This window comes from Gordonia abscondita (genome assembly GCF_032711245.1).
GTDB lineage: Bacteria > Actinomycetota > Actinomycetes > Mycobacteriales > Mycobacteriaceae > Gordonia.
The window spans coordinates 1,379,990-1,401,009 of sequence record NZ_CP128986.1; the positions used below are offsets into that span (position 1 = coordinate 1,379,990).

A 21,020-nucleotide genomic window follows, 5' to 3' on the forward strand; every position below is an offset into this window, starting at 1 on the left:
CGGAGTCGTGAATGACTGAGGTGATCATCGTGTCGGGCCCTCCTGGGGCGGGGAAGACTACGGTCGCGCACCGTCTCGCACGGAGCTACAGCCGGGCGGTCCACCTACACACTGATGATTTCTGGCACGCAATAGTCTCGGGTGCGATCGCCCCCTACCTCCCCGAGTCTGACGTCCAGAACCAAACCGTCGTCAGCGTGACCGCGACAGCCTCGTTCGGCTACGCCAGCGGAGGCTACATAACGGTCGTCGACGGCATCGTCGGCCCATGGATGCTCCACCACTACCGCGCGTGCGCTTCCCAGCACCCCTCGGTAGGCCTCCATTATGTAGTCCTCCGGCCGGACCGCCAGACCACGTTGAAGCGGGCACAAGACCGGACCGCTCCGGGAGCGCTGGTCGACCGCGACCCGATCCTTGACCTCTGGGATCAATTCTCAGACCTAGATCGGTACGACAACCACGCCATCGATACAAGCGACCTCGACATAGACGCCAGCGTGGCAGCCGTCCGCGAGTCGATTGACAATCGAAAGTGCGTGCTTTCCGGAGACGTGACGTAGATCCGGCGAATTCGTGCGCGACAAGACATCTGAATTCGAAAAGGCCAGGCGACCTTAGCGAGAGGAGGTGGCCCTGAGATACCCCGAGAACGCTTCGCCCAGCTACCGACAAGGAGAGCAGAATGCTGGACATGATCGATCGTGAGGGCCTCGCCGGATTCTTGCGCCGACGTCGAGCGGCGCTACAGCCGATCGATGTCGGCCTGCGTGCCGGTGCACGTCGTCGGACACCGGGCCTGCGCCGTGAGGAGGTCGCAGCGTTGTGCCACATGTCGGTCGACTATTACGCCCGATTGGAGCGACAGGCTGGACCGACACCTTCGGTACAGATGATCGGGTCGATCGCCCAGGGCATGCGCCTGTCGCGAGACGAACGCGATCACCTTTTTCGACTCGCCGGACATGAGCCGCCGACGCGGGAAGCCGACCGGGAGCACGTCAGCCCGGGCATGCTGCGGATCTTCGACCGGCTCCGCGAGGACACCATCGCCGAGATCGTCACCGAGCTAGGCGAGACGCTCCATCAGACTCGCTTGAGTGTGGCGCTCGTCGGCGACCTATGCCGCTTCACCGGACCCGCCCGAAGCATCGGCTACCGCTGGTTCACCGACGAATCCACTCGGGACCTCTACCCGGAAGCCGATCACGATCACTACTCACGGATGTATGCGGCAGGACTGCGAGCAGTCCGGGCACGGAGAGGGCCAGACTCGACCGCAGAATCGTTCGTCACCATGCTCTCCGCACAAAGTGGGGAGTTCCGGCGAGTGTGGGCCGAGCACGAAATCGGTATCGCGCCCAAGTCCGAGAAACGCTTCGTAAACCCGCTCGTGGGCACGGTCGACCTGCAATGCCAGACCCTTCACGACCCTGATCAGGCCAACATGCTCCTCGTCTACACAGCGGTTCCCGGATCCGACAGTTACGAGAAGATCCAGCTTCTCGCAGCGGACCTCGATGCGACCGCCGCCGAGCTCCCTCCTGGCAGCGACGGCTGGACCGCCCGCGACCGAATCCGAGATGCGCGAGCGTGATCGCAGTGTCGATAGCCGACGGACGCTCGGTCAGCCGAAGGTGAACGTGTAGAAGGCCACTCCGGTCGGCACGTCAAAGGTGAGTGTGCGGTCCCGGTCGCCGCCGTCAGCGACGCGGTAGAGCCTCGGCACCCCCGCCACGTCGACGCTGCGGTCGGGCATCCCTTCCTGGTGGACGATCACCCTCCCCTGCCCGCCGAGAACCGCGTTGACTCTGTCGGCAGAGCTGATCAGTCGGACACGCGCATTGGATCGGGCGATCACCGACTCGTCGGTTACCTCGAAACGCCCAGACAGACCGTACGAGTCTGCTGGCTGGGAGGCGCCGAACATGAAGTCTCGGGTGCCTATCTCGAGCCTCGTCGGCGCCCCGGCGTAGGCTCCCTCCGACCGAGCGGGCGACAGGTACATCTCCGGAGACTGGGGGCCGCTGGGGATCGCATCGTCAGAAGCTCCGTCGACTGGCGCGGGCAGTTTCACCGCCGGGTTCGCCTCGCGCAGCAGTGTGCGGATGTTCGACTCGACGTTGCCGTAGCGGCCTTCCCCGAAGCTGGCCGCGCGGATCTGACCTTTGGCGTCGACAAGGTACTTCGCTGGCCAGTAGCGGTTCGCGAACCCCGTCCAGATCCGATAGTCGTTGTCCTGCACCACCGGGTAGGTGATCTTCTCGTCGCGGATCGCCGACGCCACATTGCCGCTGTCCTTCTCGAACGCGAACTCCGGCGTGTGCACGCCGACGACTACCAGACCCGCGTCGCGATACGCGTCGTACCAGCGCCGCACATGCGGCCCGTCACGCAGGCAGTTGACGCACGAATACGTCCAGAAATCGACGAGCACCACCTTGCCTGCCAAGTCGTTTGCGCTGATAGGTGACCCGTCAGCCGTGTTGAACCACGTGCCACCACCATTGAAGCCCGGCGAAGCACCGCAGTCGGCCAACCCGTCGCCCTCCCCCTGGCACACAGCGGCGCCGCCGGTGTCACGCCCGAGTGCCGAGTTCACCGCATCCGACTGGGACAGTCCACGTTCGGCCGACGCCGTATAACCAGGCAACGCGGTCTGCAACCGTGCCGGAGCGTCGAAGACCAATGCGACGGCTAGCCCAATCAGCACGATGCCGCCAACGATCCGGAACGTCCGCTGCCGGCTGCGGTACGCGGCCAGCCTCCGGCCCAGCGACTCGCCCGCGACCGCGAAGACGGCCAGAGGCAGTGCCGCTCCGACCGCGAATGCGACGGTCAACACCACAGTGCGCCAACCGATCTGGCCGGTCGCTCCGGCGATTGAAATGGCAGCGAGCACGGGGCCCGCACACGGGACGTACAGGGTTCCCAACCCGATCCCGAGGATGTACGGGCCGCCGCGCCGAGTAACCTTCGTCCATGCGGGCACTCGCGCGAACGGACGCTCCAACAGCTCGGAGACCTTCGGGACGACGAGACCGACGCCGATCAACACCAGCAGGATGATTCCAGTCCAGCGCAGAAACGCGTCCGGCAGGCCAAGGGCGCTCAGAATCAGAGTCCCCAGCAGGGTGATGGCACTGAAGCTGGTGACGATGCCGGCAATGATCGCGGGAGTCCGCCACCTACTGCTCTTTCGTTCCGTGTCGCTCTTGCCCCCGGAACCGCCGGTCACGAACACGATCGGCAGCATCGGCAGGACGCACGGCGACACACCGGTCACCAGACCCCCTGCCAGACCCACCAAAATCACCGACAGCACAACATGTCTCCTCGCTCGGGCGTCGCCCACGGACCCGCTGCCCGTGATTCGACCTGCCCGTGATTCGACGTCGAGGACCCGATGGATTGGCCCGAGCACCAATTGTCAGCGGATCGGGAACGAGACCACCATCGGTGATGTCGGTTCCGATGAACCGGTCATCGGCTCCACTGAGAGTCCGACGTCGACGGGACGCTCCATGTCGGTCATCACCACCGATGACGAGTTCCCCGGCGACACCACCCCCGCGCTCTTCATCGCGCCGCCGACGGTGATCCAGACCTGATAGCCCATCGACGGTTCCACCCCTGGCAACCCGTCGACGGAGACGACCGTCGCCCGGTGGGACGGCGAGTACATCGCCGCGACGCTCCCGTCGCCGACCGCGCCGCTCGCCTTGCGCATGTCCGGGGCGGCTAGCACCTGGTCCATCGTGTGATCGTGCGACACTGCGGGCCGGTCACCGCGTTGCGTCGTCCACACCGCTCCCCCGACACCGGCAGCAACGACGATGCACGCGGCTGCGGCCGCTATCCGCGTTCGCGTCCAGGATCGTCGTCTCGGTTCGTCGACCGCAGCCAATACTCGCCGCCGCAGGTCGTCGGGCACCGGTTCCTCGTCGGTCGACAACAGCGCGGAGGCTTGTCGGAGGGTGTCGAGCTCGTCGCGGCAGGCGGCGCATCTGGCGAGATGGTGTTCGAGGCGTCGTCGTTCGACGTCGTCGACCGCGTTCACCGCGAGTGCCGCCAACTCGCCTACCGGGTGGTACTGGTTGTCACCGTCCATGTCTGTCACAGAGCTCCCATGCAGGTGCGCAGGCGTTGCAAGCCGTCGCGGATACGCGTCTTGACCGTCGCGGGGTTGACCGCGAGGTCGGTCGCGACCTCGCCATACGTTCGTCCGGCGAAGTATGCGAGGTCGATCGCCTCGCGCTGTTTGCCGGTCAATGTGTCGAGGCACCGTCGCACACGTCGTGCTTCGTCGCGTTCGACGGCCGACTCGCTCACATTGTCGAACTCGACGGGACGTCGCGCCTCATAGACCACGTCGCGCCGCGCGGCGGCAATGTCGTGCCGCACTGTATCGACCGCGCGACGGTGCACCTTTGTCATGATCCAGGTGGTCGCCGAGCCACGTGCCTTGTCGAACGCGCCCGCTTCCCGCCACACCTGCAGCCACGCGTCCTGCACTACTTCCTCAGCGAGCGCCCCGCTCGCGACCACCCGCCGCGCGAGCCCGAGACAGCGCGGCCCCAACGCGTCGAAAAGGTCCGCGTACGACTCCGGGTCACCGTCGGCGACCCGCTCCAGCAGCGCGTCGAGGCGAATGGTCATCGCAATCTCGTCCACAGACTTCACACCCTCCATTCGAGACCGACACGACGGCGGATGGGTTTCATTCTGGACCAATCTGTTCGAGTCACTGCTTCGAATTGCGGGCAAGAAGGCACGACCGTCGCGCCTTCACGACTGAAAGGCAGCCATGACGAATACCTCTGCGCGCGCTCCCCGAATGCTCCGCCCCGTGGCAGGCACCGTGCTCGCCGCGACCGCAGCACTAGCCTTCCTGACCGCCTGCGGCGACAACGACGACGACTCGTCACCTGCATCGAACGATATGTCGCCTACGAGCGAGATGATGGCCCCCGACTCCTCGTCAATGATGACTCCGTCGGAGAAGTCGATGATGACCCCGTCCGAGAAGAAGATGTCCCCCGACGGCATGACCCCGACGCAAATGGCACCTACACCGATGTCCCCCAACTAGTTGAAGCGCTGGACGTGACTGATTCGGCCTGATTTCTCGTTTCGTTCGTGAAGGCGAGCGCCGAGCTTCGACGAGCGATCGAGATCCTTCAAGCTGCGAGCGTGCCGTCGCGCTGCTACGTCTGTCGGCCAGGTAGCCACGCATACTTTGTTGTTCGTGGGCCGAATTTCGCGTAGCGGTTGATCGACTCTTTGCTCACCGCGCCCAGGCGCCCGGAAATGAACAACCGCCGCGGGGTGTCGTCGCGTCGGCATAATTGCAGTACTCCGTTGCGACGACCCAGGCTGAGTGCTTGGCCTGTGTAACCCATGGAGAATGGCTTCATCTTGCGGCCCTTCACTATTCGGATCAGAGTGTTGGCGGCATGAGCACCTTGCGGTGTGGCGGTGGCGCAGGCGAAACGCGCACCTGGGACGGCTGCACAGTCCCCGACGACGAATACTCGCGGATCGGTGACGCTGCGCAGGTATTCGTCGACCAGCGCGCGGCCTTCGCCGTCGGCTGCCAAGTCACTGGCGGCGATCAGGTCGGGAACGTCGGCGATGATTGCCCACAATGTCAGGTCGGTGCGGAGTTCTTGCCCGGACTCGAGGACGACGACGCCTCCCCTGTCTGAGGCGCGGACGTCTGTGGCCGTGCCTTCGGTCACCTGCACGTTCAAACGCTCGAGTTCGGTGCGCACTCGTTGCTGCGCGCCTGGCGAGAGGCTGGCCCCGATTGAGGGGGCGATGAGCTGAGTCTGGAGGTCGGGGCGGGCTTCGGCGACTTCGGCCGCGGTCTCGATTCCCGTTGGGCCGCCGCCGACGACAGTGACAACCGCGCCTGCAGGCAGGTCGGCGAGACTGGTGCGTGCGCGCTCGGCGGATTCCAAGACGCCGGCGGCCACTGTGCCCGGTGGCGGCGCGACTGTGCTTCCGACGGCGACAATGAGATAGTCGAAATCGAGCGACGTGCCGTCGTCGATCCGAACAGTCCCGTCACCAACTGCTTCGACCGATCCCACCGTGACCGACACGTTGTCCCGGAGCATCTGGTCCAAGGGAGTCGTCGCCGATTCGGTGCCCGCGATGTGCTGGTGAAGTCGCACGCGTTCGACGAAGTCTGGGCGGGGATTCACCATAACGATCTCGGCGTCTTTTAGCTTCTTGGCGAGTTTGTTCGCCGCTATCGTTCCTGCGTATCCGGCACCTACAACTATGATCTTCACGATCGTCTCCTCTGGTTGCGTTGACGTGGATTGAGCATGTGGTCGCAGGCGTCGCTCAGCCGAGGCGTCGACGAGCACGGTCGCAGCGACGGCACTGATGCGGACATTCAGTCGGTCCGCAATACGGTGGCCGCGATGTCTTCGAGTCCAGCGCGAACGATCTGGGGGTCCTGGCCGGATGCCGATGCAGCGCGTAGGAGGCCGAGGTAGCCGTAGTAGAGGGCCCGTGCCGCAGCCGGGGCCGCCTCGTCCGGCCTCGCGACGCGCGCGATCTGTTCGAACTCGCCCTTCAGCGTCGTCGCCAACGCGCCGAACACCTCGGTCCGATGTGCACCGCGAGCAAGAATGGCTCCGTACTCGCGCGACAGCCCCGGATTGGCGGAGAACAGGTCGAGGAACGGCTGAACGGCCTCGCCGACTGCTTGCACCGGGGAGCCGATTGGGCGGGGTTCTTCGGCAGCCCGCTGCGCGTGGACGGCGCCGATCCACCGGTCGAATGTCATGAGCAACAGCGAGTCCTTGTCACCGACCGCCATAACACTGCCGACGCTCACCGCCGCCGCTTGTGCGATCTTGCGGATTGTCGTCGCTTGGAAACCCTCGGAGACGAACAGACGCTGCGCGGTTTCGACGATTCGGGCGCGCGTCTGCTCTCGCTGTTGATCTCGCCTCGTCTGAACACGTTCATCGAACATGTTCATTACCGTATGTGGAGCCGCCGCCGACGTCAACCGCCAAGCCACTTCAGCCATTTGACCGCAGTCGCGCCCATCGATATCTATGCGAGGTCACTCTGGTACACACCGCGACGGCGATCGGAGCCGAGCCCCGATACTGAGCTAGCGGCAAGCGGCACGATTAGCTCACCACCGAAAGCAGAAATGCGGCCCTCCAGGGGCCGCATTTCTCTGACAGATATCTGTCCGAATCAACGCATCGACATAGGTCAATATGCCTTTCTTGTGGAGCCTAGGAGATTCGAACTCCTGACATCCGCCTTGCAAAGGCGGCGCTCTACCAACTGAGCTAAGGCCCCGGATCCGACCGAGGTCGGGGGTGGTCATGGTGGGCCTAGGAGGACTTGAACCTCCGACCTCTTCGTTATCAGCGAAGCGCTCTAACCGCCTGAGCTATAGGCCCGTGAACCGAGATGGAACATTACCCGACGAGTCCGGAACTAACAAAACGGGTGGTCAACCGCGACTCAGTCGAGATCGGAGAGCGTGACTTCGACGCCGCCGACCATGTCTGCACACACGTTGTAGATGTACGCAGAGATGGTAGCCAGACCGGTCACGAGGATCGCGGCGATGACGCCGAACGCAGCTGAGAAGCCGAACACCATGCCGGTACCGATCAGATCGCCGGTGCTTTGCCCCTCACCTTCGACGAGGTTGCCGAACGAGCTGTTGATCTGGTCCCACACGCCCATTCCGCCGAGCACGCCGTACAAGATGGCGATAGCGATCATCCAGATGAAGAAGCCGACGATCGCCAGAACACCCGTCACCTTGAACACTGACCACGGGTCGACGCGCCGAATCTGGACGGCCGCACGCAACGGAACACCGATCGACCGTGACGGGATCGTCTGACTCTGCGCGCGAGCCGCAGCCTTCGCCTCCTTCGACGCCTCGACATGATGGATCGCATCGAGATCGGGAAGCTCATCCTTCTTCGCCAACTCGTTACGTGGGATGTTCCGCGTATCGGACTCGACGAACGCCTTCTGCTCGGCCGGAGCCTTCACCGTCGGGTTCGACTGGGCCTGCGGCTGCGGAGGCTTAGGGCCTTGCGGCTGCGCAGAGTTGGGTCCCTGTGGCTGCGCCGGCTTAGGGCCTTGTGGCTGCGCCGGCTTGGGTCCCTGTGGCTGCGAAGACTCAGGAGCCGACTGCGGTGCCTGGGGCGCCTGCTTAGGGCCCTGCGCGGGCCCAGTCGGCCCCGCGGGACCTGACGACGCACCGCCCACGGCCGACGGCGAACCAGCGCCTCCGGACGCCGGAGTCGACGGACTAGCACCTGACGGATTGGGGCTCGACGAGCCAGACCCGGAGCTTGCACTCCCCTGAGACGACGCGGCAGGCCGCGCCGTACTGGACGACGTGCCCGATACGACTCCACGCGGCGCCGGACCGGCAGCAGGTCTGCTGCCGGTATCGACGCCGGCAGCCTTCGCCATCTCGCCGGCCGTCAGGCCGGTCGACGCAGTCTTCTCGCCGCGCTTCCACGGCGGAACGACCTGGCCGCGTTCGACGTTCTGGTCGTCAGGTGTGCTCACAAGCGGATCCTTACTGGACGGGTGATGACACCCACCCTAAACGCTGCCGGCCGTCATTCCTGGTCTGCCGCGCCCTCTTCAGGTTCATCGGCGTTACGTGCGATCGCCAACAGGCTGTCGCCGTCGGAGAGGTTCATCAAGCGGACGCCCTTCGTCTGGCGTCCAGCCTTGCGAACCTGCTTGGCGAGCGTGCGGATCACGCCGCCGCCCGACGTGATCGCGTACACCTCAGAATCGAGATCGACGATGATCGCGCCGACCAGGTCGCCGCGCTTGCGGTCGTACTGAATCGTCAGCACACCCTTGCCGCCGCGTCCCTGCGCCGTGTACTCGTCGATCTCCGTGCGCTTGGCGTAACCGCCCGACGTCGCGACCAGCAAGAACGTGTCGTCCTGAACGACATTGAGGGAAAGCAGTTCGTCCTCGTCGTTGAACCGCATGCCCTGCACACCGGACGTCTGACGTCCCATCGGCCGCAACGTCTCATCGTCCGCAGTGAAACGGATCGACTGCCCCTTCCTCGAGACGAGCAGAAGATCATCGTCGCCGCTGCACAGCTGCGCGCCGACGAGCTCGTCCTCGCCGCGCAAGTTGATCGCGGCGATACCGCCGGAACGGTTCGAGTCGAACGCGTCCAGGCGCGACTTCTTGACCAGGCCGTTGCGGGTCGCGAGCACCAGATACGACGCATCGTCGTAGCCGGAGATCCGAATGACCTGTGCGATCTTCTCCTCCGGCTGGAACGCCAACAGGTTCGCGACGTGCTGGCCCCGCGCCGTGCGGTTCGCTTCCGGCAGCTCGTACGCCTTCGCCCGGTAGACGCGGCCCTTCGTGGTGAAGAACAACAGCCAGTCGTGCGTACTCGACACGAAGAAGTGGGCGACGATGTCGTCCTGCTTGAGTCCCGCGCCCTGCACGCCCTTGCCGCCGCGCTTCTGGCTGCGGTAGAGGTCGGTCTTGGTCCGCTTGGCGTATCCAGTCTCGGTGATCGTGACGACCACGTCCTCGCGGGCGATCAAATCCTCGTCCGCCACATCGCCTTCGGCCGCCACGATCCGAGTACGACGGTCGTCGCCGTACTTGTCGACGACCTCCTTGAGTTCGTTGTGGACGATCTCGCGCTGCCGCTCCGGACGCTCCAGAATGTCCTTCAGATCGGCGATCTCGCGCTCGATCTCCGCCAACTCGTCGACGATCTTCTGACGTTCCAAAGCCGACAGGCGACGCAGCTGCATCGCCAGGATCGCGTCGGCCTGCAACTCGTCGATATCGAGCATGTCCATCAGTCCGGTCCGCGCGGCATCGGTGTTCGCCGACGCGCGGATCAGGGCGATGACATCGTCGAGAGCATCGAGTGCCTTGACCAAACCACGCAGAATGTGCGCGCGCTCCTCGGCCTTGCGCAGCCGGTACCTGGTCCGACGCACGATGACGTCGATCTGGTGCGCGACGTAGAAGCGGATCATCTGATCCAAGCGAAGAGTGCGCGGCACACCGTCGACGATCGACAGCATGTTGACACCAAAGTTCGTCTGCAACTGGCTGTGCTTGTACAGGTTGTTCAACACGACCTTCGCGACAGCGTCGCGGCGCAGCGTGACAACGATGCGGAGACCGGCACGATCGGACGACTCGTCGTCGATCTTGCTGATGCCCTTAAGCTTGCCGTCGTTGACCTGTTCGGCGATCGAGCTGATCAGGTTGTCCGGGTTCACCTGGAATGGGAGCTCAGTCACCACCAGTGTGGTGGTGCCCTTGTTCTCCTCGATATCGACGACGCTGCGCATACGGATGCTGCCGCGGCCCGTCATATAGGCGTCCTTGATGCCCTGCGTGCCGACGATCAGGCTGGCCGTCGGGAAGTCCGGACCCTTCACCGCGTCCATGCAGGCGGCGAGCATCGTCTCGTCGTCCGCCTCCGGGTTCGCCAACGCCCAGAACACTGCGTCGGCGACCTCGCGCAGATTGTGCGGCGGAATGTTCGTCGCCATACCGACCGCGATACCGCCCGAACCGTTGATCAGCAGGTTCGGGACACGTGACGGGAGAACCGTCGGCTCCTGAGTCTTGCCGTCATAGTTCGGGATGAAGTCGACGGTCTCCTCGGTGATGTCGCGCAGCATCTCCATCGCGAGCGGCGTAAGGCGGGCCTCCGTGTAACGCATAGCGGCGGCACCGTCGTTGCCTCGGGAACCGAAGTTGCCCTGGCCGTCAATCAACGGGTAGCGCATCGACCACGGCTGTGCGAGACGAACCAGCGCGTCATAGATCGAGCTGTCGCCGTGCGGGTGGTAGTTGCCCATCGTCTCCGACACGGGACGAGCCGACTTCACATAGCCGCGCTCCGGCCGGAAGCCCGCATCGAACGACGCATACAGCAGACGACGGTGCACCGGCTTGAGCCCGTCACGGACCTCAGGGAGGGCACGGCCGACGATCACGCTCATCGCGTAGTCGATGTAAGAGTTCTGCATCTCCTGGCCGAGGTCGACCGGGTCGATGCGGTCGCCGCCGCCGTCGCCGTTCAGCGGTGACAGATCGGATTCGTCGCTCATCAGATCACTTTCTTGGGTCTCGACTCCGCTCGACCAGCGAGAGTTGGCCGCTCAGTCGGCGAAGCGAAGTGGGTGTCAATCAGGCAGGACTGTCTTAGACGTCGAGGAAACGGACGTCCTTGGCGTTACGCGCGATGAAGCTGCGGCGCGCCGCGACGTCCTCGCCCATGAGGATCGAGAAAAGTTCGTCCGCTGCTGCCGCGTCGTCGAGGGTGACACGCTTGAGAACTCGAACGTCCGGGTCCATCGTGGTCTCCCACAGCTCGCTGGCGTTCATCTCGCCGAGACCCTTGTAGCGCTGGATTCCGTCGGCCATGTTGATCTTCTTGCCCGAGTCGAGACCCGCCTGCAGCAGCGCGTCGCGTTCGCGGTCGCTGTACGCGAAGTCCGGCGCGGAACCCTTCTGCCACTTCAGCTTGTACAACGGCGGCTGCGCCAAGAAGACGTGGCCCTGTTCGATGAGCGGACGCATGAAACGGAACAAGAGCGTCAACAGCAGGGTCGCGATGTGCTGGCCGTCGACGTCGGCGTCGGCCATCAGCACGATCTTGTGGTACCGCAGCTTCGAGATGTCGAATTCGTCGTGGATACCGGTGCCGAACGCGGTGATGATCGACTGGACTTCGGTGTTCTTGAGGACACGATCAATGCGCGCCTTCTCGACGTTGATGATCTTGCCTCGCAATGGCAGGATCGCCTGATACATCGAATCGCGACCGGACTTGGCGGAGCCGCCTGCCGAGTCGCCCTCCACGATGTAGACCTCGCACTTCTCCGGGTCCTTGCTGCGGCAGTCGGCGAGCTTACCGGGCAGTCCGCCGATGTCCGTTGCGGTCTTGCGGCGGACGAGGTCCTTGGCGCGACGGGCCGCCATCCGTGCCTGCTGCGAATCGGACGCCTTACGGATGATGGTCTTCGCTTCGGCCGGGTTGGCCTCGAACCAGTGCGCGAGATGCTCGTTGCACGCCTTCTGCACAAAGCTGCGAACCTCGGTGTTACCGAGCTTGGTCTTGGTCTGGCCCTCGAACTGCGGATCGCTGACCTTCACCGAGATGACGGCGGCGAGGCCCTCACGGATGTCCGTGCCTTCGAGCTTGCCGTCCTTGTCCTTGATGAGCTTCTTCTCGGACGCGTACCTGTTCACGGTGCTCGTCAACGCCGAACGGAAACCCTCTTCGTGGGTACCGCCCTCGTGTGTGTTGATGGTGTTCGCGAACGTGTGGACCGATTCGGAGTAGCCCTCGTTCCATTGCATCGCGATCTCGACCTCGTGACCGGTACCCTTCGCGGTGAAGCCGATGACAGTCCGATGGATGGGCGACTTGCTGCGGCCGTTGAGATGCTTGACGTAGTCGACGATGCCGTCCGCGTAGTGGTAGGTCCGAGTCTTGACCTTCGCGATCTTCTCGGCCTTGTCCTGGGTGGTCGTCGAAATCGCCTCGGCGCCGTCGACGTCTCCGTCAGCCTCCACCTCAGCTTCCGCCTCGGAGTCGGTGATCCGCTCGTCGGTGAGCGTGATGGTCAGCCCCTTGTTCAGGAATGCCATCTCCTGTAGGCGACGAGCAACGGTCTCGGCGTCGAACTTCGTGGACTCGAAGATCTCGGCGTCCGGCCAGAACGTGACGCTGGTGCCGGTCTTAGAGGTCTTGGCGCCTTCGACGAGCGCACCAGGCTTGGCGTACGTGTATGTCTGGTTCCAGTACGAGCCGAGGTTCTGGATTTCCAGGTCGACCCGCGTCGACAGCGCGTTGACCACAGAGATGCCGACACCGTGTAGACCACCGGACACGGCGTACGAGTCGGAGTCGAACTTGCCGCCCGCGTGCAATTGCGTCATCACGACCTCGACGGTCGGGACGCCGGTGGCGTGCAAGCCGACGGGGATGCCGCGACCGTCGTCGACCACGTTGACGCCGCCGTCGTCGCGCAGCGTGACGTCCACACGTGACGCGTAGCCAGCCATCGCCTCGTCGACTGAGTTATCGACAACTTCCCAGATCAGATGGTGCAGGCCGCGTTCACCGGTGGAACCGATGTACATGCCGGGACGCTTGCGGACGGCTTCCAGGCCCTCCAGGATGGAGATGGAGTCGGCGCCGTATTCACTGGACTTCTTCGGCTCTTTGCTACTGCTGTCGGCCACGGAGTGTCCGCTCCTGTTCATCTAGAGGGCAGGTTGCCTCCAGTGTACTGCCTCAAGCGAATTAGCTGACGGCTCGCCACGGCCTGTCGTCCTCACAGCGCGATTTTTTCGGATGGGCGCGTCTCGGTTGGCATCGGTCCCCGATTAATCGCGCTCACGCGCGAATTGACGGCCGATACGGCTCCCGGTCACGTCGCCTACCCGTACGTGTCCCGCGGGCCACGGCCGGAAACGTGCCGCGGACCCTTCCGCCAGGACGGCGCCTGCGGCCCTACGATGCGCAGACTCGTCACCACGTTGTGTCCGACAGCGGCGGCAATCTTCTTGAGTATCTGAGTCTGCATGTACCGCAGCTGCGTCGCCCACGCCGTCGACTCGGCACGTACGTGCAGCACGCTCTCGTTGAGCTTTTCGGGTTCGGCGTGCGCCGCGATGTCCTCGCCCACGATCGACGGCCAGAGCGCGAACAGCGTGCCCTCCGAGATCTTCGACTCCCACCCGTGATCCTTCGCCAACCGGCCGGTCAACCTGCCCAGCGGCTGCGGGTCACGCGAATCGGGTCCCGCCCCCGACCACGACCTGCGTGATCGGTCTCCGCCGCGACGCCGGGACCGGATGGGCGCAGAGCGGCCCATGCCCACTGACTTCCCCGCAGCCCGCGCTTCCGCTCGGGCTTCTTCGAGCGCCTTGCGCGCCATCTCGTATCCGCTGCGTCCGCTCAGCGGATCCGGCGTCTCCTCAGTCATGCGTCTCCCCATCCGCGTCAGCCGATCCGTCCCGCTGGTCAGTGACCGTTGAGACGCCCTGTCGCTCGAGCGGAGTCGAGACCCGCTCATCCCCCACCACCAGTGAGCTGCGCGGACCGTCGTCGTCCGACACTCCGATCGAGATTCGGCGCCCGCCGACGCGGGCGGGAATGTCGTCGGCGACGGCAGCGGTCACGAGAAGTTGCTCTGCGCCCTCGGTGAACTCGGCGAGCTTCTCGCGGCGTCGGACGTCGAGTTCGGCGAACACGTCGTCGAGCATGATGACGGGATCCACTCCGTCGGCGCGCAGGAGATCGACGCTGGCGAGCCGTAGGGCCAGCGCGAACGACCAGGACTCGCCGTGGCTCGCGAATCCCTTCGCCGGTTCGTCGCCGAGCACCAGTTCGAGGTCGTCACGGTGCGGGCCGACGAGGCTGACGCCCCGTTCGATCTCCTTGTCGCGGAGATCGACGAGCCGTGACGCCAATATGTCGCGGAGATCGTCGACCGCACCGTCGCCGCCGGGTGACAGGTCGACGTCGGGGCCGGCCGCGGACCGGTAGGCGATCGTCGCGGGCCGTGAGTGCGGGGCGATCGACGCGTACGCCGCAGTGACCAGCGGCGCCAGGTGGCGAACGATCGCGATCCGCGACGCCGTCACCTGGGCGCCGAACTCGGCCAGCTGGGAGTCCCACACGTCGAGAGTGGTGATGACCGAATCCGTCTCGCCGCGACGCATCGCCGCGCCCGCCGTCTTGAGCAGCGCGGACCGCTGTCGGAGTACCCGGTCGTAATCGGCTTTCGCGCCGGCTGCGATCGGCCGGATCTGGGCGACGAGTTCGTCGACGAAACGTCGACGTTCACTCGGGTCGCCGCGGACCAGCGCGAGGTCTTCGGGCGCGAACAGCACCGTCCGCAGGATGCCGAGGACTTCCCTGGTGCGCCGCACCGGCCGCGTGTTGATCGCCGCTTTGTTCGAACCGGATGCCGCGATCGTCAGGTCGACAGTCAGTTCGCGGCCGTCGTTCTCGACGGTTGCCGACACTTTCGCTGTATCGGCCCCCGATCGCACGAGCGGGGCGTCGTTAGACACTCGGTGCGAACGCAGCGTCGCGACGTAGAACAGCGATTCGAGAAGATTCGTCTTACCGAATCCGTTGCGGCCCACGAAGATTGTGGTCTCCGGAGCCAACGTGAACTCTGCGCTCGGCCATGAGCGGTAATCGCGCAGCGTCAGATCTCGAACGAACACGTCGCGGCGCGGATCAGCCCGGCAGACGCACAGGCATCAGCAGGTAGCTGAACTCGCTGTCGGGAGCGGCGTACAAACCAGACTCATCGGCCACCGGGTCATTTCCTGACGCTGGACGCAAGACGGCGGGACGGATCGCGGCACGCTGCTGGCCACTGCCGTCCGGTTCTGGGTTCGTGAAACCGAACTCGACTGTCTCCGAACCGATCGCAGCCAAGCCGTCGAGCAGATAGGTCGGGTTGAACGCGATGATGATCGGCTCGCCGTAGAAGGCGACCGGCAGTTCCTCTTCGGCCTTCCCAGCCTCATCGCCGCCCGCAGTGAGCATCACAGCGTCGCGGGTGAAGTCCAACCGAACTTGGGCTCCGCGTTCGGCGACGAGCGCGACACGCTTGATCGCCTCAATGAGCGGAGCGCTGTCGACGGAAGCGACCGACGTGTGTCCGGCGGGGAACAGCTGGCGGAACTTCGGGAACTCGGCGTCGAGCAGACGCGTCGTGGTCTTCTTCGCGTTGTTCGTGATGCCGAGGATGCCGTCGGAGCCGATGGCGTGCGCCGAACCGAATGCGAGGTCGACGGTGCCGGTGCCGTCCGAACCGGCAGATTTGGCGGCTTCGGAGAGCGTTTTAGCAGGGACGAGCGCAGCACCCGCGGTACCTGCCTCGGATGGATTCCATTCGAGTTCACGAACCGCGAGACGGAAGCGGTCGGTGGCGGCGAGCACAACCTTGTCGCCGTCGATCTCCACGCGGACACCGGTCAGCATCGGCAGTGTGTCGTCGCGACCTGCGGCGACGGCGACCTGCGACACGGCCTGAGCGAAGAGACCAGCCGGGACGGTGCCCGTGGTCTGGGGGACGTCAGGCAGATCCGGGTAGTCCTCGGCGGGCATCGTCGGCAGCGAGAACCGCGCACTGCCGCAAGTGATCGCGACGCGGGTGCCGTCGATGGTCACGTCAACGGGCTTGTTCGGAAGGGACTTGGTGATGTCTGCGAGCAGACGGCCGGAGACCAGCGCAGTGCCGTCGTCGGACACCTCGGCCGAGATCGTCTGAATCGCCGAGACCTCGTAGTCGAAGCCTGCGACCTTCAGGCCGTCATCGCCTGCGGTCAGGACGACGCAACCGAGAACTGGAACAGGCGGACGCGACGGCAGGCTCCTGGCAACCCATGCGACGGCATCGGCGAACTCGTCACGCACGACACGAAACTTCATCTGCGGTGATTGCCCTTCTGCTGGTTGACGGCCGTGCGCAGTGATGCGCTCGACTCAAGCGACACGACCGTGTCACCGGGTTCCACTCTAGAGCGAGCACCGTGGTGTATCGCAACAGCGGTTGTGATTCGACGGACCGGAGCGACGTGCTTCGGCGTCGCTGGGCTGTGTATGCACACAGCTACTTTTAAAAGAAGTTCTTTTTAGAGAAATTCTTAATAGAAGTAGGGCCTGTGCAATCTGTGGACAACTGGCTTTCCCGCAGGTCACGTTGCCAGCGAGCCTGGGGACCGAGGTGGAACCAAGCCTGTGCACAACTCGGTGCGCTTGTGGACCGAGATAGTTATCCACATTGTGCACAACCCCTGTGCACAGCTTCGCGGCGAGTCGTCACCAAGTTGTCCACAGGCAAACGCGAACATGGACCTGGCGTTTTGTCATCGCGACACGCCGGTGGCGACACGAGGAGTTCGACGTTCGTGTCGCCCGAACCTGACGTCGCGGTGACTGTCGAGTGCCCGGACGCAGCAGAATGCCCGGACGCACCAACGGTGCATCAGCGGTTTGCCCGCTGCTTGATCCGTGCGGTCAGCTCCTGCACATGGTCGTAGACCTTGCGCCGTTCGGGCATCTCTTTGTTGATCTTCTTCACCGCGTACATGACCGTCGTGTGGTCGCGATCGAACGCTTCGCCGATCTTCGGGAGTGAAAGATCAGTGAGCTCGCGGCACAGGTACATCGAGATCTGACGTGCCTGCGTCACCGGACGCATTTTGCTCGGGCCGCGTAGGTCTTCGATGGAGATGTCGAAGTACTCGGCGGTGATAGCCAGAATGCTCGCGGCGCTGATCTCGATGGCCCGATCGTCCGGGATCAGTGCTTTGAGGACGACTTCGGCGAGCGACCGGTCGAGTTCGGCGTTCTGCAGGGACGCGAACGCCGTGACCCGGATCAACGCACCTTCGAGCTCGCGGATGTTGCGTTCGATCTTGGATGCGATGAGCTCCAGGACGTCGTCCGGGGCCGCCAGCTTGTCCATCTGCGCCTTCTTACGAAGGATCGCGATCCGGGTCTCGAGGTCGGGCGGCTGGACGTCAGTGATGAGCCCCCATTCGAACCGGGTCCGCAACCGGTCTTCAAGGGTCGCCAGCTGCTTCGGCGGGCGGTCAGACGATACGACGATCTGCTTGTTCGCGTTGTGCAGCGTGTTGAAGGTGTGGAAGAACTCCTCCTGGATACCTTCCTTGCCTTCCAAGAACTGGATGTCGTCGATCAATAGCATGTCGATATCGCGGTACCGGCGTTTGAACGCGACGCGACGGTCATCACGCAGCGAGTTGATGAAGTCGTTCGTAAACTCTTCGGTCGAGACGTATTTGACGCGCATCCCCGGATAGAGGCGTTGTGCGTAGTGGCCCGCCGCATGCAGCAGGTGGGTCTTGCCCAAGCCAGACTCCCCCCAGATGAACAGCGGGTTGTACGCGCGCGCCGGATTCTCGGCGACCGCGACCGCCGACGCGTGGGCGAACCGATTCGACGCACCGATGACGAACGAGTCGAACGTGTACCGCGGGTGCAGCGACGTCGTGCTGCTCTCCGCGGGGGTCGCGACGTCGCGGTCGGCGAAGTACGACGTCCACTCGCGGGGTCCGGGCTGGGGTCCCTGCGGCGCGTCGGAGTAGTTCAACGCCGAGAACTCGTTCGGTACCGGATCGGCCCGGTGTTGGCGTGCGTCGTGGAGGGCGCTCTGAGGCGTCGGCGTGGGAGCCGGCTCGGGGGGCGCGGCCGCGATCTCTTCTGGTTCGGCGACGCGGACCGCGATGTCGACGGTCTGATCGAGGTGGGTGCTGAGCGCCGTGCGGATCACTTCCCGGAGATTGCGCTCGATCTGTTCTTGGACCAGTGGCGTCGGAACCGCAAGGAGAGCGAAACCCTCGATCAGCGTCAACGGTTGGACGAGCGACAGCCACGCCTTCTGCTGCCGCGAGAGAGGTTGCCCGCTCGGCGTGGCGGATTCGCCGGTGAGTTCAATGACGACCTGCTTCCAGACGTCGCTGAACGACTCGCGATCGCTCGCCATGCCGGTGCCCCCTTCAACAGTCAATCCACAAACGTGCGCCCTAGAGGTTGCCACGAAATGCCACGCCAACGCGAGTTGTCCACACAGTTATCCACATCTGTGGAGAAAGCTGTGAACAAATTCCACGCATGTAATTCAGTGCTCTCTGATCCAGGCAGGTCGGAGCGGGTTTGATCGGGCAGCAGCGGTCCAGTAGTCTCGACAGGTCGCCCAAGCACGTGTGCAGGTCATCTATTCGTGAGATGAGACCGGTACCCAGCGTTGGGCAGAGGACCACCTGCTGTATCGACTCAAGGAGCACCCAGTGGCTAAGGGGAAGCGTACTTTCCAGCCGAACAACCGTCGTCGTGCCCGCGTGCATGGCTTTCGTCTGCGCATGCGTACCCGCGCCGGCCGCGCAATTGTGAACGGTCGCCGTTCCAAGGGCCGCGCCAAGCTGACCGCCTGAGTCGGCGCGTATCCGATCGCAGCGATCGGTGACCGCCGCCTCCAGGCGGATCTCGCGGAGATCCGATTTTACCCGCACACTTGCCAAAGGTGTGCGGGTTTCGGCGCGTGACCTGGTAATTCACTTGGCACCGGTCTCCGCGACGTGGCCCGATCCGTCCGGCCTGCGCAGGGATGTCGCGACTGTCGGCGGCCCGTGGCTCGGCCTCATCGTTTCGAAGAAAGTCGGCGACGCCGTCACCCGTCATCGGGTCGCACGGCGTCTTCGTCATGCCTTCGCCCAAGTGCGCGACGAGCTGCCGGTGGCGGAGACTTTCGTGGTACTTCGTGCGTATCCGTCCACCGCCGAGCTCTCCACCGGTGAGCTCGCCGACCAGCTGAGGACCGGTTTCGCGCATCGGAAGGCGCTGGCGGCGTTCGCGGGGGCTCGATGAGTCTCGCCCACCGCCTCCACGCGTTCCCGCGTCAAGCTCTCGTGTTCCTGATCGAGCTGTATCGAACGTGGATCTCACCGACTCGCATGCCGACCTGTCGGTTCGAGCCCACCTGCAGTGGGTACGCGGTCGAAGCACTGGGCAGGCACGGATTCCTCTGGGGTTCGGTGCTGTCGGTGTGGCGACTTCTCAAATGCGGACCTTGGCATCGCCCCGGTTACGACCCGGTGCCCGAAAACGGTCCGCGACAATGGCTCGCCGCGATGGTCGGCAAGCAGCAGACTTTAGAAAGCGGCGCTCACGCGCCAACTTCAGATAGGGGTCAGTGAGCCGTGCTCAACTTCATCTACTACCCGGTGTCCTGGATCATGTGGGTCTGGCACTGGCTGTTCGACAAGATCATGCCGGACTCGCCGGGTGGTTCGGGCGTCGCCTGGGCGCTGTCCGTGGTGTTCCTCGTCTTTACTCTGCGCGCGATCCTGTACAAGCCGTTCGTCAAGCAGATCCGGACGACGAAGCAGATGCAGGAAATCAACCCGCAGATGCAGGCGATCCGTAAGAAGTATGCCAACGACCGAGTCAAGATGACCGAGGAGATGCAGAAGCTCCAGAAGGAGCACGGGTTCAATCCGCTCCTCGGCTGTCTCCCGATGTTCATGCAGATCCCGGTGTTCATCGGTCTGTTCCACGTGCTGCGCTCGTTCAACCGGATGGGCACCGGCACCGCCATGCCGATCGGCGGAACCAGCGAGGCGATGACCGCCGAGCAGACGCGGTCCATCGGCAACTATGCGTTCAGCGCGGATCAAGTGCAGAACTTCCTCGACGCCCGTCTGTTCGGTGTTCCGTTGTCGTCGTTCATCACGGAGCCCGTCGAACAGTTCAAGGCGTTCGTTGAGCCGGGTCAGGCCATCGACTTCACGCGTTGGCAGATCGCCGTCGTCGTCGTGCCGCTGATGATCGTGGCGTCCATCGCGACGCACATGAACTCGCGTGCCTCGGTGGCCCGCCAGACGGCTGCCGCATCGGACAACCCCCAGACGCGCATCATGAACAAGCTCGCGCTCTACGTGTTCCCGCTCGGCATTCTCGTCACCGGTCCGTTCTTCCCGGTCGCGATCCTGCTCTACTGGGTCAGCAATAACCTCTGGACCTATGGTCAGCAGCACCTCGTCTTTGGCCGTATCGCCAAGGAGGAGGAAGAAGCCAAGGCTGCCAAGGACGAACGGCTCCGAGCCAACGCTCCGAAACCCGGCGCGAAGCCCGGCAGTCCCAAGCGTGGTGCGACCGCGGTCGCCGACGCCGCAACTGACGTCGAAGAGGACGGCTCCGACGAGGCACCCAAGACCTCGTTGAAGAAGGGCGGCGGAGCGTCGAACGAGCCGGCTTCCGGTGAGAAGCCTTCGGGCGAGGCGGCCAAGCAGGCCGCTCCCGGGAAGAAGCCGTCCCCCGGGCAGCGACCGAGCAGGCCGGGCGGCGCCAAGCAGTCGGGCAACAAACGGAACAAGAAGAACAGGCAAGGCCGCAAGCGCTGATGCGGTTCTCCTCACGCAACGAACTTTTCCGCAGA

The 21,020-nt window shown here is 64.3% G+C and carries 19 protein-coding genes and 2 tRNA genes; 7 read left to right on the top strand and 14 right to left on the bottom strand.

All coding sequences use genetic code 11. The annotated features are described in order from the left end of the window. Positions 1-11: 11 nt before the first annotated feature. Both MP11Mi_RS06470 and MP11Mi_RS06475 read left to right on the top strand, forming a co-directional pair. Entirely contained in the window at positions 12-563 is a 552-nt protein-coding gene (locus MP11Mi_RS06470) for an AAA family ATPase (RefSeq protein WP_420041472.1), read from the top strand. A gap of 131 nt (positions 564-694) precedes the next feature. Continuing rightward, positions 695-1,597, top strand: a complete 903-nt coding sequence (locus MP11Mi_RS06475; RefSeq protein WP_420042029.1) for a helix-turn-helix transcriptional regulator — start codon at positions 695-697, stop codon at positions 1,595-1,597. A gap of 30 nt (positions 1,598-1,627) precedes the next feature. Here the strand turns inward: MP11Mi_RS06475 and MP11Mi_RS06480 are convergent, their stop codons facing one another. The 3 genes from MP11Mi_RS06480 to MP11Mi_RS06490 all read right to left on the bottom strand — a co-directional run bounded on the left by MP11Mi_RS06480 (position 1,628) and on the right by MP11Mi_RS06490 (position 4,659). Next, complete coding sequence (locus tag MP11Mi_RS06480) at positions 1,628-3,325, bottom strand: cytochrome c biogenesis protein DipZ (protein WP_420041473.1); 1,698 nt, start codon at positions 3,323-3,325, stop codon at positions 1,628-1,630. A 105-nt stretch (positions 3,326-3,430) separates the two neighbouring features. After that, positions 3,431-4,111 (bottom strand): anti-sigma factor, encoded by a 681-nt coding sequence (locus tag MP11Mi_RS06485; RefSeq protein ID WP_420042030.1) that lies wholly within the window; start codon positions 4,109-4,111, stop codon positions 3,431-3,433. A 5-nt stretch (positions 4,112-4,116) separates the two neighbouring features. Continuing rightward, a complete protein-coding gene (locus MP11Mi_RS06490; RefSeq protein ID WP_420041474.1) occupies positions 4,117-4,659 on the bottom strand; it encodes a sigma-70 family RNA polymerase sigma factor in 543 nt (180 codons plus the stop codon). A gap of 148 nt (positions 4,660-4,807) precedes the next feature. Here MP11Mi_RS06490 and MP11Mi_RS06495 point away from each other — a divergent pair, with 148 nt between their 5' ends. Next, positions 4,808-5,092 carry a hypothetical protein gene (locus MP11Mi_RS06495; protein ID WP_420041475.1) on the top strand — a complete coding sequence of 95 codons (285 nt, stop codon included), beginning with the start codon at positions 4,808-4,810 and terminating at the stop codon, positions 5,090-5,092. A 115-nt stretch (positions 5,093-5,207) separates the two neighbouring features. Here the strand turns inward: MP11Mi_RS06495 and MP11Mi_RS06500 are convergent, their stop codons facing one another. The 11 genes from MP11Mi_RS06500 to dnaA form a co-directional block, all read right to left on the bottom strand. After that, a complete protein-coding gene (locus MP11Mi_RS06500) occupies positions 5,208-6,299 on the bottom strand; it encodes an NAD(P)/FAD-dependent oxidoreductase (protein WP_420041476.1) in 1,092 nt (363 codons plus the stop codon). A 107-nt stretch (positions 6,300-6,406) separates the two neighbouring features. Further along, positions 6,407-6,994, bottom strand: coding sequence for a TetR/AcrR family transcriptional regulator (locus tag MP11Mi_RS06505; protein ID WP_420041477.1), 588 nt, complete (start codon positions 6,992-6,994; stop codon positions 6,407-6,409). A 268-nt stretch (positions 6,995-7,262) separates the two neighbouring features. Then, a tRNA-Ala gene (locus MP11Mi_RS06510) sits at positions 7,263-7,335 on the bottom strand. Between the two features lie 27 nt (positions 7,336-7,362). Further along, positions 7,363-7,439: transfer RNA gene (locus tag MP11Mi_RS06515), tRNA-Ile, on the bottom strand. Between the two features lie 64 nt (positions 7,440-7,503). Beyond that, complete coding sequence (locus tag MP11Mi_RS06520) at positions 7,504-8,577, bottom strand: DUF3566 domain-containing protein (protein WP_420041478.1); 1,074 nt, start codon at positions 8,575-8,577, stop codon at positions 7,504-7,506. A gap of 53 nt (positions 8,578-8,630) precedes the next feature. Further along, positions 8,631-11,132, bottom strand: a complete 2,502-nt coding sequence (gene gyrA, locus MP11Mi_RS06525; RefSeq protein WP_420041479.1) for a DNA gyrase subunit A — start codon at positions 11,130-11,132, stop codon at positions 8,631-8,633. A gap of 94 nt (positions 11,133-11,226) precedes the next feature. Then, positions 11,227-13,275: a DNA topoisomerase (ATP-hydrolyzing) subunit B gene (gyrB, locus tag MP11Mi_RS06530; RefSeq protein ID WP_420041480.1), complete on the bottom strand. Its 2,049-nt coding sequence runs from the start codon at positions 13,273-13,275 to the stop codon at positions 11,227-11,229. 197 nt (positions 13,276-13,472) lie between these two features. Continuing rightward, positions 13,473-14,021 (bottom strand): DUF721 family protein, encoded by a 549-nt coding sequence (locus MP11Mi_RS06535; protein WP_420041481.1) that lies wholly within the window; start codon positions 14,019-14,021, stop codon positions 13,473-13,475. Continuing rightward, positions 14,014-15,273 (bottom strand): DNA replication/repair protein RecF, encoded by a 1,260-nt coding sequence (gene recF, locus MP11Mi_RS06540; RefSeq protein ID WP_420041482.1) that lies wholly within the window; start codon positions 15,271-15,273, stop codon positions 14,014-14,016. Before recF ends, MP11Mi_RS06535 begins: the two co-directional genes overlap by 8 nt. Before the next feature lie 13 nt (positions 15,274-15,286). Beyond that, the gene (gene dnaN, locus MP11Mi_RS06545) at positions 15,287-16,489 is read right to left on the bottom strand and encodes a DNA polymerase III subunit beta (protein ID WP_420041483.1); all 1,203 of its coding nucleotides are present in this window, start codon (positions 16,487-16,489) and stop codon (positions 15,287-15,289) included. A gap of 556 nt (positions 16,490-17,045) precedes the next feature. Continuing rightward, on the bottom strand, positions 17,046-18,569 hold the full coding sequence (gene dnaA, locus MP11Mi_RS06550; RefSeq protein ID WP_420041484.1) for a chromosomal replication initiator protein DnaA: 1,524 nt from the start codon (positions 18,567-18,569) through the stop codon (positions 17,046-17,048). 304 nt (positions 18,570-18,873) lie between these two features. On the opposite strand from dnaA, the gene rpmH reads away from it, so the two are divergent. From rpmH to yidC, 4 genes are read left to right on the top strand one after another with little or no spacing between them, the layout of a single operon-like run. After that, entirely contained in the window at positions 18,874-19,017 is a 144-nt protein-coding gene (rpmH, locus tag MP11Mi_RS06555; protein WP_006337454.1) for a 50S ribosomal protein L34, read from the top strand. Between the two features lie 28 nt (positions 19,018-19,045). After that, positions 19,046-19,450, top strand: a complete 405-nt coding sequence (gene rnpA / locus MP11Mi_RS06560; RefSeq protein WP_420041485.1) for a ribonuclease P protein component — start codon at positions 19,046-19,048, stop codon at positions 19,448-19,450. Then, on the top strand, positions 19,447-19,779 hold the full coding sequence (yidD, locus tag MP11Mi_RS06565; RefSeq protein ID WP_420041486.1) for a membrane protein insertion efficiency factor YidD: 333 nt from the start codon (positions 19,447-19,449) through the stop codon (positions 19,777-19,779). The genes rnpA and yidD overlap by 4 nt, the downstream gene beginning before the upstream one ends. Positions 19,780-19,782: 3 nt before the next feature. Beyond that, positions 19,783-20,985, top strand: coding sequence for a membrane protein insertase YidC (gene yidC / locus MP11Mi_RS06570; protein WP_420041487.1), 1,203 nt, complete (start codon positions 19,783-19,785; stop codon positions 20,983-20,985). Positions 20,986-21,020 lie beyond the last annotated feature (35 nt).